This window comes from Pseudomonas sp. URIL14HWK12:I12 (assembly GCF_003097135.1).
GTDB lineage: Bacteria > Pseudomonadota > Gammaproteobacteria > Pseudomonadales > Pseudomonadaceae > Aquipseudomonas.
The window spans coordinates 367846-381471 of the sequence record NZ_QEQL01000002.1 but is presented as its reverse complement, the minus strand read 5'-3'; the positions used below and the strand labels follow the sequence as shown (position 1 = coordinate 381471).

Sequence of the window (13626 nt, the reverse complement as noted above, 5' to 3'; positions counted from 1 at the left end):
CAGGAGCCCTCATGTCGCGCGCCTTTGTTTCCCGTTTCGCCTCAGTGGCGGTGTTCGGCAGCTTGCTGGGCCTTGCCGGTTGCCAGAGCTGGATGGACGACCGCTACCAAGGCAGCCTTCCGCCGACGCAGGGCGTACAGCCCTTGACTGGGCTGGGGCAAAACGTGTCTGTGCGCCGCAACGCCCTGGGCATGCCGCTGATCGAAACCAGCAATTTCCATGATGCATTGTTCGCATTGGGCTACGTGCATGCCAGTGACCGGATCAGCCAGATGGCAAGCATGCGATTGCTCGCCCAGGGCAGGCTCTCGGAGCTGGCTGGCCCTGCGGCGTTGGACGTCGACCGTTTCATGCGAACGGTCGATCTCAAAAGCCGCGCCAGCGAGCTCTACGCTGCCGCCTCTCCGCGCATGAAGCAGTTTTTCGAAATCTACGCCCGCGGCGTGAACGCCTGGCTGTTCCGCTACCGCGACAAGCTGCCGATGGACCTGGCCGAAGCAGGCTACACCCCTGAATACTGGAAGCCTGAAGACTCTGCACTGTTGTTCTGCCTGATGAATTTCAGCCTTTCCAGCAACCTTCAGGAAGAGCTCAACTCGCTGGTGCTGGCGCAGAAGGTCGGGGCCGACAAGCTCGCCTGGCTGCTGCCGATCTACCCTGACGAGGCCCTGCCATTCAGTGAGGCCGACAAACTCAAGGGGCTGAATCTGGCCGGGCAGTTCGCCAGCCTCGACGCCGTGCGCGAGCAACTCGCAGCATTGGGCCAAAGCGGCCTGGCCGCGTCCAACAACTGGGCATTCGCTCCCGCTCGAAGCCGCAGCGGCAAAAGCCTGCTGGCCAACGACACCCACCTGCCGATCGGCCTGCCATCGGCCTGGAATTTCGTGCAACTTCGCTCGCCGAAATTCCAGGCTGCCGGCATCACACTAGCAGGCGTGCCCGCTGTGGTAGCAGGCTTCAACGGCAAGCTGGCGTGGGGCATGACGATGGTGATGGGCGACAACCAGGATGTTTTCCTCGAACAACTCAAACGCGATAACGGCCGCCTGATGTACCTGGATAACGGCCAGTGGCGGCCAGCCGTCGCCCGCAACGAAACCTATTTCATCAAGGGTGAGAAGCCCGTACGCGAAGTAGTCTACTCCACAGCCCACGGCCCCTTGCTCAACCCCGCCCTGGGTGAGCGCAAGCTCGACGTGCAGCCATTGGGCGTTACCAGCCGTTACGGCCTCGCCCTGAAAACTCCCGACTTCAAAGGTGACAAGTCCCTCGACGCCTTCTTCGACCTGACCCGCGCCGCCAGCGTCGACAAAGCCTTCGACGCCAGCCGTGAGATCCGTGCCGTGGCGCTGAACCTGGTGTTCGCCGACGCTCAGCACATCGGCTGGCAGGTAACCGGGCGCTACCCTAATCGCAAGGATGGCAAAGGCCTGGTGCCCTCGCCCGGGTGGTCTGGCCAGTACGATTGGGACGGCTACGCCGATGCGATGCTGCACCCCTATGATCAGGACCCAGCCCAAGGCTGGCTGGGCACCGCTAACCAGCGTACGGTGCAGCCCGGCTACGGCATGCAGTTGTCCAGCTCATGGTACTACCCTGCGCGGAGTGAACGCCTGGCTCAACTGGCCTCCGCTGGTAAGCAGGATGCCCGCAGCATGATCGCCATGCAGTACGACCAGACCACCACCTTCGCCGCCAAGCTGCAGCAGATGTTCCAGGCTCCAGGCATGGCCGCCCCGCTCAAACAGGCGATTGAAGCGCTTCCGGAAGCCGACCGTGGCCGCGCGCGCGAAGCACTGAGCCGGCTGATGGCGTTCAACGGCAACCTCAGCCCGACATCCGCCGACGCCGCGTTGTACGAGCTGTTTCTGCAGGAAAGCTGCAAGCAGATCTTCCTCGACGAGTTAGGGCCTGAAGACAGCCCCAGCTGGAAGGCCTTCGTTGCGAATGCCGACACCAGCTACTCGGCGCAGGCCGATCATTTGCTCGGCCGTGACGACAGCCCTTTCTGGGACGACACGCGCACCCCGCAGAAAGAAGACAAACCCACCATCCTGGCAAGAAGCCTCGCCGCCGCAGTGCGCGCTGGCGAGGCCCAACTTGGCAGCGACCGCCAGGCGTGGCAGTGGGGCAAGCTGCACCAATACAGCTTCATCAGCGACAGCAGCAAACTGGCCCCCTGGCTCGACACCACGCAACGTGCCAGCCTTTCGGCGCTCAGCGGCTATCTCAACCGTGGCCCCTTCCCTGCTGGCGGCGACCAAGACACACTGAACGCATCCGCTTGGCATTGGGGGGGCAGTAACTTCGACGCGTGGCTGATTCCGGCGATGCGAATCGTTGTGGATTTTGGCCAGCCTGAGCCGATGATGGGCGTGAACAGCACCGGTCAGTCGGGCAACCCGGCGAGCCCGCATTACGCCGACGGCATCGATGCCTGGCTCAAGGGGCGCTATGTCACCTTCCCGATGCAGCCTCAGAACTTCGACAAGGCCTATGGCACCCAGCGCCTGACTCTGGTGCCCGGCAAGTGAGCTGACCATGCACACCCTCGACCTGTTCGCAGGTGTCGAGCATCCCCCAGGCCTACCCTTTGCGCTCGGCGAGGCGGCCTGGCACCTTCCAGGCTTCGCCCTACCCTGGGCAGAGGCCCTCTACCCCGAGCTGTTTGCCATTCGCGCCCAAGCGCCTTTGCGGCAGTTGAGCACTCCAGGGGGCGGGCGCATGAGCGTGGGCACCACCAGCTGCGGGGCTCTGGGCTGGGTGAGTGATGCACGAGGTTACCGCTACACGGCCTTCGATCCCGACAGCGGCCGGCCCTGGCCGGCAATGCCGGCGATGTTCGCCGCCCTGGCGGGCAACGCTGCCGCCGCCGCTGGTTACGAAGGCTTCGCCCCAGATACCTGCCTGATCAACCACTATCGGCCGGGTGCCGGCATGGGGCTCCATCAGGACCGCGACGAGCGCGACCTGAACGCGCCCATCGTCTCGGTCTCGCTGGGTATCGGCGCGGTGTTTCTCTGGGGGGGCCATCAGCGCAGCGACAAAGCACTGCGCATCGCACTGGCGCACGGGGACGTGGTGGTATGGGGCGGCGCGGACCGCCTGCGCTTTCACGGCGTGATGCCACTTGCGCCTGCCATGCACCCTAGGCTGGGCGCGCGGCGGATCAACCTGACGTTTCGTCAGGCACGCGCCTGACGGCGGATCAGCATCCAGGCGAACACCGCCACCCATATCACCTGGCTGAAATAGTTGAAACGTTGGTAGAGGCCAAAACTGGTGTCCATCTGCGCAGCGGCGGCCATCCATGGGATGGACGCGACCGTGGCAAAGGTCAGGATGATCGACCAGAAACCGAACCATCGTTCTTGGGCGCGAAACGCCAGCCAGCTCCAGAGGGCACTGGCGGCCAGCAGCGTCAGCAACATGGCAAACCCCGCTGTATTGTGGATCAGCTGCGAGGTGGAAGGCTCTGCTGGCTTGCACAGGGCATCGCAGGGGAAATAGCCAGCGAAGAAACTGGCCAGGCCATGGGCGCCGATCAATACGCCAGTGAACCTGCCCAGCTTCGGCAGTTGCGGGGTAAAGACCACGCCCAAGGCAAAGATGATGAAAAACAAGCCCAGCGGATAATTGTTCAGCAATGCAGACATGCCTCGGGTCGGGGCGCCTACGGCCCCTAGAGCGCTCATGGCCTGATTGATATGGCTGTAGCCTGGGTAGAATTGGCCAGTGATGAACAGACCCAGCAGCAGCCAGAAAGGAATGATCAGGCCCACCGCATAGGCCGGGGTGCGTCCATTGAAGAACATGACGGGTAACGTCCGTTGAAAAGGGGGACCAGACCTTACAACAGCAGCATGGGCAGCACAACGCGGGGATTATTGCCGCCCATTTTTCGGCAGACAAAGAAAAAGCCCGCATCAAAGGATGCGGGCTTTTTGATATGGCGCACTCGAGAGGATTCGAACCTCTGACCGCCCGGTTCGTAGCCGGGTACTCTATCCAGCTGAGCTACGAGTGCGTGTTGGTAGTTTTAGACCAGATCACCACTGGTTTATCTGAAGCCACCTTACCAAGGTTAGCTGACTTCTGATATGGCGCACTCGAGAGGATTCGAACCTCTGACCGCCCGGTTCGTAGCCGGGTACTCTATCCAGCTGAGCTACGAGTGCGTATTTCGTGTGGCGCATTGTAGAGATTTTTAAGAGCCTGTCAAATCTTTTTCTTAGTGATTTCAATCACTTAGCGTTTGGATTATGACTCAGCCTTCTTTCGCGCCCAACCACTGCGCTTCTACACTACAGCCTTGAATAATGGCGGAGAAGGGGGGATTCGAACCCCCGACACCCTTTTGAGGTGTACTCCCTTAGCAGGGGAGCGCCTTCGGCCACTCGGCCACCTCTCCGCAACACGGGGCGTATATTAACCAGCTTCCTCCCCGTTTGCAAACTAAAAATCGATAAAAATTAAAGGCTTGGTTCTTCGTCTTTCTCTTTCTTGATGCGCTGGTAGATTTCCTCGCGGTGAACCGCGACTTCTTTGGGCGCATTTACACCAATACGCACCTGATTGCCCTTCACACCCAGCACAGTCACGGTGATCTCGCCATCGCCAATCACCAGGCTTTCCGCACAGCGGCGGGTCAAAATCAGCATTTACTACTCTCCTACGTACAACAGTCGGTAACCGACACGTCTGCGAACAATGCGATGGCTGCCCGGTAGCAGCACAAAAACAAAGGGCGCGCCAGAAGGCGCGCCCAAGGACAAGGCTGGCTTATTCAGCCTGGCTGTTACTGGCGTCCAGCTCGAAAGCGGTGTGCAGTGCGCGCACCGCAAGCTCAAGGTACTTCTCTTCGATGACCACCGAGACCTTGATCTCAGACGTCGAGATCATCTGGATATTGATGCTCTCTTTGGCCAGTGCCTCGAACATGCGGCTGGCAACACCTGCGTGCGACCGCATGCCTACGCCAACGATCGACACCTTGGCGATCTTGGTGTCGCCGATCACTTCTCGCGCTCCCATTTCACGCGCGGTCGTCTCAAGCACCTGCTGGGCCTTGAGGTATTCGTTGCGGTGAACAGTGAAGGTGAAGTCGGTGGTGTTATCGTGCGACACGTTCTGCACGATCATGTCGACTTCGATGTTGGCCGCGCTCACCGGGCCGAGGATCTTGAACGCAACGCCCGGGGTATCAGGCACGCCACGGATCGTCAGCTTGGCTTCGTCGCGGTTGAAAGCGATGCCGGAAATGATCGGCTGTTCCATGGTTTCCTCTTCGTCGATGGTGATCAGGGTGCCAGGACCCTCTTGGAAGCTGTGCAACACGCGCAGCGGGACGTTGTATTTGCCAGCGAACTCCACGGCGCGAATCTGCAGCACTTTGGAGCCGAGGCTTGCCATTTCCAACATTTCTTCGAACGTGATCTTCTCCAGCCGCCGTGCTTGTGCAACGACGCGCGGATCGGTGGTGTAAACCCCGTCGACATCGGTGTAGATCTGGCACTCGTCGGCCTTGAGCGCTGCTGCCAGGGCAACGCCTGTGGTATCGGAACCTCCACGGCCAAGCGTGGTGATATTGCCCTGCTCGTCCACGCCCTGGAAACCGGCCACTACCACGACCCGGCCCTGCTTGAGGTCGGCGCGGATGCGCTGGTCGTCGATTTGCTGGATGCGCGCCTTGGTGTGCGCGTCATCGGTCAGGATGCGCACCTGGTTGCCGGTATAGGACACAGCAGGGACGCCGCGCTCGATCAACGCCATCGCCAGCAGGCCGATGGTGACCTGCTCGCCTGTGGAGACGATCACATCCAGCTCGCGCGGGCTGGGCTGCTCGCTGATCTGCGTGGCAAGGCCGATCAGGCGGTTGGTTTCGCCACTCATGGCCGACACCACCACCACGATATCGTGACCTTCAGCGCGGAATTTCTTGACCTTCTCGGCCACTTGCTGGATCCGCTCGACTGTCCCGACCGAGGTGCCCCCGAATTTTTGTACGATCAAAGCCATCTTATTGCCGCCTCAGCCCGTGAAGGGCGCCCATTGAACTATCAAACCCAGCCTGGCCGCAGCACCGGCGCGATAACACCGGCTGCTGCCCAGCTGCTTAAAGCCCCTGCTCGACAAAAGGCACCGCCAGCGCCAGTGCGCCGTCCAGGGCATCGATATCGACACCACCGCCCTGAGCCATGTCAGGGCGGCCGCCGCCCTTACCGCCAACCGCAGCAGCGGCTTGCTTCATCAAATCGCCTGCCTTGACCTTGGCCGACAGCTCCTTGGATACCCCCGACACCAGGACCACCTTGCCCTCGTGTACGCCGCCCAACAGGATCACACCCTGGCCAAGCTTGTTCTTGAGCTGGTCGACCAGCGCCAGCAAGCCCTTGCCATCCACGCCATCGAGACGGGCAGCCAGTACCTTGACCCCTTTGACGTCCAGCGCCTGTGCGCCGAGATCGTCGCCCGCTGCGCTGGCGGCCTTGGCCTGCAACTGCTCGAGCTGTTTTTCCAGCTGGCGGTTGCGCTCCAGCACTGCACCGAGCTTGTCGACCAGGTTGTCGCGGCTGCCCTTGAGCAGGTTGGCCGCTTCCTTGAGCTGGTCTTCGGCGCTGTTGACCCAGGCCAGCGCTGCGGCCCCGGTGATGCCTTCGATACGGCGCACGCCAGACGCCACGCCGCCTTCGCTGATGATCTTGAACAACGCGATGTCGCCGGTGCGCTTGGCATGGATGCCGCCACAGAGCTCTACGGAGAAATCGCCGCCCATGGTCAACACCCGCACGCTCTCGCCATACTTCTCGCCGAACAGTGCCATGGCGCCCTTGCGCTTGGCGCTCTCGATGTCCATTTCTTCGGTTTGCACCGGTGTGTTGCGGCGAATCTCAGCGTTGACGATGTCTTCGATCTGGCGCAGTTGCTCAGGTTTGATCGCCTCGAAATGGCTGAAGTCGAAGCGCAGGCGCTGCGAATCCACCAGCGAGCCCTTCTGCTGCACATGGTCGCCCAGCACGATACGCAGCGCCGCGTGCAACAGGTGTGTTGCCGAATGGTTCAGCGAGGTGGCCTGCTGCAGCGCCGCCTCGACCTGGGTGCCGACCTTCTCGCCCACCTTGAGAGTGCCAAGGGTGATCACACCATGGTGCAGGAAAGCGCCACCGGTTTTGGTGGTGTCGCGTACCTCGAAGCGCGAGTTGGCACCTTGCAGGTAACCGCGGTCGCCGATCTGCCCCCCGGACTCGGCATAGAACGGCGTTTGATCGAGAATCACCACGCCCTCCTCGCCCTCGGCCAGTGCTTCGACCGCCTGGCCGGCCTGGTAGAGTGCTACCACGGTCGCTTCGCTGCTGTGCTCGCGATAGCCGGTGAACACGGTGTCCTTGTCGACCTTGACCAGGCTGTTGTAGTCCATGCCGAACGCGCTGGCCGAACGGGCACGCTCGCGCTGGGCCTGCATCTCACGCTCGAAACCTGCCTCGTCGAGCGTCAGCTGGCGCTCACGGGCGATGTCGCCGGTCAGGTCCATCGGGAAGCCGTAGGTGTCGTACAGTTTGAACACCACTTCGCCCGGCACGACGTTGCCCTTGAGCTCGGCCAGGTCTTGCTCGAGGATCTTCAGGCCCTGCTCCAGCGTTTTGGCAAACTGCTCTTCTTCGCCTTTCAGCACACGCTCGATGTGCCCTTGCTGCGCCTTGAGCTCAGGGAACGCCTCGCCCATCTCGGCCACCAGCGAAGCAACGATGCGATGGAAGAAGCTGCCCGTGGCGCCAAGCTTGTTACCGTGGCGGCAGGCGCGGCGGATGATGCGGCGCAGGACATAGCCGCGGCCTTCGTTGGACGGCAGCACGCCGTCGGCGATCAGGAAGCCACAAGAACGGATATGGTCGGCCACAACCTTGAGCGAAGGCTGCCCCTCGTTGCTGCAGCCAATGGCCTGGGCCGCGGCGCTCAGCAGGTTCTGGAACAGGTCGATCTCATAGTTGGAGTGCACGTGCTGCAGCACGGCGCTCACCCGCTCCAGGCCCATACCGGTGTCGACCGAAGGTGCCGGCAAGGGGTGCAACACGCCATCGGCCGTGCGGTTGAACTGCATGAAAACGTTGTTCCAGATCTCGATGTAGCGATCACCGTCTTCTTCTGGGGACCCGGGCGGGCCACCCCAGATGTCCGGGCCGTGGTCGTAGAAGATCTCGGTGCACGGGCCGCAGGGGCCGGTGTCGCCCATGGTCCAGAAGTTGTCGGAAGCATACGGCGCGCCCTTGTTGTCGCCGATACGTACCATGCGCTCTGCTGGCACGCCGATTTCCTTGGTCCAGATGTCGTAGGCTTCGTCGTCGGTGGCGTAGACGGTGACCCAGAGCTTTTCCTTGGGCAGCTTGAGCCACTGCTCGCCGGTCAGGAACGTCCAGGCGAAGGTGATGGCGTCACGCTTGAAATAGTCGCCGAAGCTGAAGTTACCCAGCATTTCGAAAAAGGTGTGATGGCGAGCGGTGTACCCGACGTTTTCCAGGTCGTTGTGCTTGCCGCCGGCGCGTACGCATTTCTGGCTGCTGACCGCGCGGGTGTAGGCGCGCTTTTCCTGGCCCAGGAAGCAGTCCTTGAACTGGTTCATGCCCGCATTGGTGAACAGCAGGGTCGGGTCATTGTTGGGAATCAGGGAGCTGGAGGCGACACGGGTGTGGCCTTGCTCTTCGAAGAAGCTCAGGAAGGCTTCACGGATTTCTGCGCTTTTCATAGGTTCTTCCACGGAGACTGCGGCCCAGGGCGTGGGCTGAACGTCGGATCGACGGCAAAGGGCCGCATTATATAGGCCCTGTCGGCTGGGTACAGCGAGTTTGTACGATCGAGACCATAGTTTTACACAGGGACTTTTGCCCGCGACATTGGCGTGTTCGCCAGCGCCACGATTCGTGGCGACCCCCGCGTGAATGCGAGACATGAGTCTAGCGCAGCCGCCGACGGGCGTGGCCGATGCTGTGCAGCGTGCTGAAAACTATGGTAATAATTGCTCCGCCGCACCGTGTGCGGCAACGTTCTCAGGGCGGGGTGAGAGTCCCCACCGGCGGTAATGGCGTACCAACGCCTAGCCCGCGAGCGCTCCCCCACGGGGAGGTCAGCAGAGCCGGTGTGATTCCGGGGCCGACGGTTACAGTCCGGATGAAGAGAGAACGGGATTCACGCCCAAGGGCCGCCCCGGCGTACCCTTAAGATCCCTTTCGATCCGATGCCCTGTTTCATTTATGAACAGGAGATTCGCCATGCAACCCGTTTCCATCGACAGCAAGCATCACGAACGCATCGCTTTCGTTCAAGCTTGCTGGCACAAAGACATTGTCGATCAAGCCCGGCTGGGTTTCGTCGCCGAAATGGCCCAGCTGGGTTACCAAGAGCAGGACATCGACTTCTTTGAAGTCGGCGGCGCTTACGAAATTCCTCTGCACGCCAAGCTGCTTGCCAACAGCGGCCGTTACGCAGGGGTCATCGCGGCGGCCCTGGTGGTCGATGGTGGCATTTACCGCCACGACTTCGTCGCGCAGACCGTGGTCGGCGCGCTGATGCAAGTGCAGCTCGAAACCGAAGTGCCGATGTTCTCGGTGGTGCTAACCCCGCACCACTTCCATGACGGCAAGGAACATCACGACTACTTCTTCCGCCACTTCGAGCTCAAGGGCCAGGAAGCGGCCCGCACCTGTGCCGATACACTGGCCAAAATCCGCAACCTGCGCCGCCTGACTCTTCCGCAGAAAGTTGCAGTCTGAGCCAAACCGCCGCCCGGCCAGCCGCCCTCCCGCGTGAGCAATACGGCTCACGCTGCGGGAGGGCGCCTCGCTTCTGAAGGTGCAGGCCGGTCGATATCGATCAAAGCGGCGCCACCACCAAACCCGCGCGCATTCCATTGCGCACGCGCGCACTGGGTAGCACCAGCCGCTCACCCTCCTCTTCCACCAGCCAGCGCTTGCTTTCATCCACAGCCAGCAGCGTGCCGCGCGGCAACTCGCCAAAATGCTCGAGATCTTCGCTCAGGCGCCATTGAAAGCCGTCGCTGTGCTTGATGATTTCGCGCACCACGCGATAAGGCTGAAGCTCATCGGCCAGTGATTCGTTCGGCTGAGCCCCCTCACCCTGGATTAGCCCACGCAGGCGCTGCTCCAGCGTTTCATAGAACGTGTGGCTCGCTGGCAGGTTGCCCAGCTCCAGGTTGAACGCGTCAACCGCCAAGTGCTGGCTACTGTAACCGCTGAAGGTCGGCACGCTGGCACGGTGATAAAGCACCCCGCGCATGCCCAGCGCCGCCAGCCGAGCCAACTGCTGGCGTGGTGTGCTCTGCCCCTCGCGCCAGGGGCAGATGGCGAAAGGGCCAATGGCCGAAGCGCGCATAGAGGTGTGCAGGTCGTAATGCAGCCGTGCGCGCCCCGGTTGGGCGAAAAAGCTTTCGGCCAACCTTTCGAGCTCACCTGCACGGATGGCGTCTGGGCCCGAGGACAGCTCATGGCGCCCACAGAACAAACGGTTGAGGTCCTGTTCGAGATAACGGCCACCCCGGCGCAGCGCACCGGGGCTGCCGAACAGGAAAAGCACCCGTGCGTGAGGGTGCAGCTCGCCTCGGGCAATGGCGTGAATCAGTTCGTCGAGCAGGGCGACCGGAACGGTCTCGTTACCGTGCAGCCCTGCCGAGAGCAACAGATCGAGCCCGCAATCACGGGAGGCCGCTGGAGTGATCTCCAGCGCCCCCTCGGCCAGCCAACGCAGGCGAGTGCCCGCCACGGTCATCTGGGTCTGCTGGGCGGGCTCCCGGCCCGCCAGCGTCAGTTCAAGCAGCTTGCCGAGTGAAAGCATCGGGCGAATCCTTGTGCCGGTAAGCCGGGGAACCGATCAGTGATGGTGACCGCAATCAGGGCCGTGTACATGGCCGTCATCGTCGTCCCCGGCATCGGCCGGCTCCATTTCCAGCTGCAGGCTCACAAGGTTGGTGGCCATCGGCCGCAATACCAGATTGGCGTATTCGGTGTCGCCATCCTCGACATCGACCCCTATCAGCAACTGGCCACTGCCATCCTGCTGAATCCACAGCTCCTTGCCCTGCCACACCACCGCCATGCGTGTGCAGGAGGTCTCCAACTGGGTGCCGTCGTCGTCTTCGAGGATCAGGCGCAGTGCATCAGCCATGTGTTCGTTCCCTTCTGGTCATCGTTGAAAGGGATAGACCGACCCGATCCCCAGGATCGCGGTCAGCTCATCCAGCGCCGTTCGGCATTCGTGCAGCAATTGAGGGTCGGCCAGGTCCGCTTCGCCCAGGCGATCACGGTAATGGCGCTGCACCCACAGGTCGAGCCGCTCGTGCAGTTGCGCGGTCATCATAACCCCTGGCGTGACCGCTGCCAGCTCCTTCTCGTTGAGCACCACGCGCAGCCGCAGGCAGGCTGGGCCACCGCCGTTGCGCATGCTCTGCTTCAGGTCAAAGGCCAGCACCTGGGTAATCGGCCCACCGCTGGCCAGCAGCTGCTGCAGATACCCCCAAACCCCTGCATGCTGGCGGCACTCCTCGGGCACCAGCAAGCACATGCCGCCGCCGGGCAAGGTCAGCAACTGGCTATTGAACAGGTAGGAGCGCACGGCGTCCTCCACCGAAATCTGCTGGCTCGGCACGCTGATCGGCAGTAACTGGCCACCTCGCTCGGCAAGCCGCGCACGCAATGCCTCGAGCACCTGGTCGCTGTCGACGAACGCCTGTTCGTGATGCAGCAGCACCGGCCCATTGGCCACGGCGATCACATCGTTATGAAATACACCCTGGTCGATCACGTGGGGGTTCTGCTGGGCGAACACCACCCCGGAATCCTTCAGGCCGTGCAGCCTGGCCACGGCCTCGGAGGCTTCGAGCGTCTGGCGTGCCGGGTAATGCAGCGGTGACGGCTTGCGCCCGTCGTAGGCACTGCGCCCATAGACGAACAACTCCACGCCCGGGCTTGCATGGTGGGCGCACAGGCGCCCGTGGTTGGCAGCCCCTTCATCGCCGAACGCCTGCACCGCGGGCAGCGCCGGATGGTGCGCGAAGTGCGCAGGGTCATTGAACATCGCTTGCAGCAGGCGGCCGGTGATGTCGTGCTCAAGGCTGCGATGGAATTTGCAGTTGAGGTTGGCCACGGTGAAGTGCACACGGCCGTCGCTCGTATCGGCACTGGGGCTGACGGTTGCGGCGTTAGCCACCCACATGCTCGATGCCGAACTGCTGGCCACCAGCAACGGCAGGGCCTGGCGCGCGGCTTTTTCGATCACCTGGCTATCGCTGCCAGCAAACCCAAGCCTGCGCAAGGCCGCCACGTCCGGGCGCTCCTGGGGCGGGATCACACCCTGCAGCAAACCCAGGTCCATCAGGGCCTTCATTTTGGCCAGGCCTTGGCGGGCGGCTTCCCTGGGGTTGGCCACGGCCTGGCAGTTGTTCTGCGATGCCAGGTTGCCCCACGACAAGCCGCCGTAGTTGTGCGTAGGCCCCACCAGGCCGTCAAAATTGACTTCGAACGCTCTCATCGGCGCCGCTCCGGTCTTTTTTCTGATCAGGCGACAGGCTCTTGCGGCCCGCTCGCCGGGTATTCAACCCGCCAGCGGCACTGCGCGCACCTGGTCACCGGGGTACAGGCGCAAGCGCTGGGCAGTGGCAGGGTCCACGACCAGAGTGCCAGCGGCCACCCGTGCGGGGGCGGCGACAATGCGGCACTCTTCGCGCAGGCGGTTGTGGATCAGGTAGGGCGCCGCGCTTTCGCCTGCGGTGCCCACGGCCAGGATCAACACCTGGCTGTCGCGCACGGCGCGAATACGCGCGGTCTCGCACTCCACCGCCGGGCCTGCATCGAAGATATCCACGTAGCCCTGGTAGCTGAAGCCCTCGGCTTCCAGCATGGCCAGGGCCGGTTCCGATTCAGGGTGAACCCGCCCGATGACCGCACGTGCGGCCTCAGAGAGAAAGCAGGTGTACAGCGGAAACTTGGGCATCAGCTCAGCGATGAACGCGCGGTTACCAACCCCGGTGAGGTAGTCGGCCTGGCTGAACTCCATCCTGAAAAAGTGCCGGCCCAGGCTCTCCCAGAACGGCGAGCGGCCGGTCTCATCGCTCATCCCCCGCATTTCGGCCATCACGCGGCGGCCGAACAACTCAGGAAACTGCGCCATGAACAGCAGCCGCGCCTTGGCCAGCAAACGGCCGTTGAGGCCGGTGCGCAGGTCCTGGCGCAGGAACAGCGAGCACAACTCGGAGTTGCCGGTCAGGTCGTTGGCCAGAAACAAGGTCGGGATTTCGCGGTAGATGTCGAGCTCGCGCGAAGCGTTGACCGTCAGGCCGACGCGGTAGTTGTACCAGGGCTCGCGCTGGCCCACCGCAGCGATGATGCCACTGATACCGACCACTTCGCCGCCGTCGCTTTCGAGCACGAACAGGTAGTCGGCGTCGGCACGGTCGGCGTCGCCGCGGAAGGTTCTTTCCGCGGCTGCAACACGCTCGGCCAGCCGCGTTTCGTTGGGGGGCAAGGTAGTCAGGCCAGTGCCGGCACCGGCACCATGGGCCAGCTCGATCAGCGCTGGCAGGTCACTGCCGCGCACAGGGCGAACGATCATGCTTTCTCCTAA

Annotated in this window: 11 protein-coding genes, 3 tRNA genes and 1 riboswitch; of the genes, 3 read left to right on the top strand and 11 right to left on the bottom strand. The window is 62.6% G+C overall.

The genetic code is table 11. The annotated features are described in order from the left end of the window. The first annotated feature begins 11 nt into the window (after window positions 1-11). Both F474_RS08845 and alkB read left to right on the top strand, forming a co-directional pair. Entirely contained in the window at window positions 12-2534 is a 2523-nt protein-coding gene (locus tag F474_RS08845) for a penicillin acylase family protein (RefSeq protein ID WP_097085508.1), read from the top strand. A gap of 7 nt (window positions 2535-2541) precedes the next feature. Continuing rightward, window positions 2542-3201, top strand: a complete 660-nt coding sequence (gene alkB, locus F474_RS08840; protein WP_097085509.1) for a DNA oxidative demethylase AlkB — start codon at window positions 2542-2544, stop codon at window positions 3199-3201. Here the strand turns inward: alkB and F474_RS08835 are convergent. The 7 genes from F474_RS08835 to alaS all read right to left on the bottom strand — a co-directional run bounded on the left by F474_RS08835 (window position 3186) and on the right by alaS (window position 8740). Beyond that, entirely contained in the window at window positions 3186-3815 is a 630-nt protein-coding gene (locus F474_RS08835; RefSeq protein WP_097085510.1) for a DUF998 domain-containing protein, read from the bottom strand. The two genes, alkB and F474_RS08835, sit on opposite strands and share 16 nt — an antisense overlap. Before the next feature lie 135 nt (window positions 3816-3950). Then, window positions 3951-4027, bottom strand: a tRNA-Arg gene (locus F474_RS08830). A 74-nt stretch (window positions 4028-4101) separates the two neighbouring features. Next, window positions 4102-4178: transfer RNA gene (locus F474_RS08825), tRNA-Arg, on the bottom strand. 142 nt (window positions 4179-4320) lie between these two features. Continuing rightward, window positions 4321-4411, bottom strand: a tRNA-Ser gene (locus F474_RS08820). A 61-nt stretch (window positions 4412-4472) separates the two neighbouring features. Further along, window positions 4473-4661 carry a carbon storage regulator CsrA gene (gene csrA, locus F474_RS08815; RefSeq protein WP_097085511.1) on the bottom strand — a complete coding sequence of 63 codons (189 nt, stop codon included), beginning with the start codon at window positions 4659-4661 and terminating at the stop codon, window positions 4473-4475. A gap of 121 nt (window positions 4662-4782) precedes the next feature. After that, window positions 4783-6018: an aspartate kinase gene (locus F474_RS08810; RefSeq protein ID WP_097085512.1), complete on the bottom strand. Its 1236-nt coding sequence runs from the start codon at window positions 6016-6018 to the stop codon at window positions 4783-4785. A 97-nt stretch (window positions 6019-6115) separates the two neighbouring features. After that, window positions 6116-8740 (bottom strand): alanine--tRNA ligase, encoded by a 2625-nt coding sequence (alaS, locus tag F474_RS08805; RefSeq protein WP_097085513.1) that lies wholly within the window; start codon window positions 8738-8740, stop codon window positions 6116-6118. Window positions 8741-9033: 293 nt separating this feature from the next. Continuing rightward, a riboswitch (FMN riboswitch) is annotated at window positions 9034-9179 on the top strand. Window positions 9180-9263: 84 nt separating this feature from the next. On the opposite strand from alaS, the gene F474_RS08800 reads away from it, so the two are divergent. Then, the gene (locus tag F474_RS08800; protein ID WP_097085514.1) at window positions 9264-9764 is read left to right on the top strand and encodes a 6,7-dimethyl-8-ribityllumazine synthase; all 501 of its coding nucleotides are present in this window, start codon (window positions 9264-9266) and stop codon (window positions 9762-9764) included. Window positions 9765-9864: 100 nt separating this feature from the next. Here the strand turns inward: F474_RS08800 and F474_RS08795 are convergent, their stop codons facing one another. From F474_RS08795 to astA, 4 genes are all read right to left on the bottom strand, one after another. Further along, a complete protein-coding gene (locus F474_RS08795; RefSeq protein ID WP_097085515.1) occupies window positions 9865-10842 on the bottom strand; it encodes a succinylglutamate desuccinylase in 978 nt (325 codons plus the stop codon). A 36-nt stretch (window positions 10843-10878) separates the two neighbouring features. Then, a complete protein-coding gene (locus tag F474_RS08790) occupies window positions 10879-11172 on the bottom strand; it encodes a topoisomerase II (RefSeq protein ID WP_097085516.1) in 294 nt (97 codons plus the stop codon). Between the two features lie 18 nt (window positions 11173-11190). Continuing rightward, window positions 11191-12534 carry an N-succinylarginine dihydrolase gene (gene astB / locus F474_RS08785; RefSeq protein ID WP_097085517.1) on the bottom strand — a complete coding sequence of 448 codons (1344 nt, stop codon included), beginning with the start codon at window positions 12532-12534 and terminating at the stop codon, window positions 11191-11193. A gap of 63 nt (window positions 12535-12597) precedes the next feature. Further along, the gene (astA, locus tag F474_RS08780) at window positions 12598-13614 is read right to left on the bottom strand and encodes an arginine N-succinyltransferase (RefSeq protein WP_097085518.1); all 1017 of its coding nucleotides are present in this window, start codon (window positions 13612-13614) and stop codon (window positions 12598-12600) included. Window positions 13615-13626: the final 12 nt, after the last annotated feature.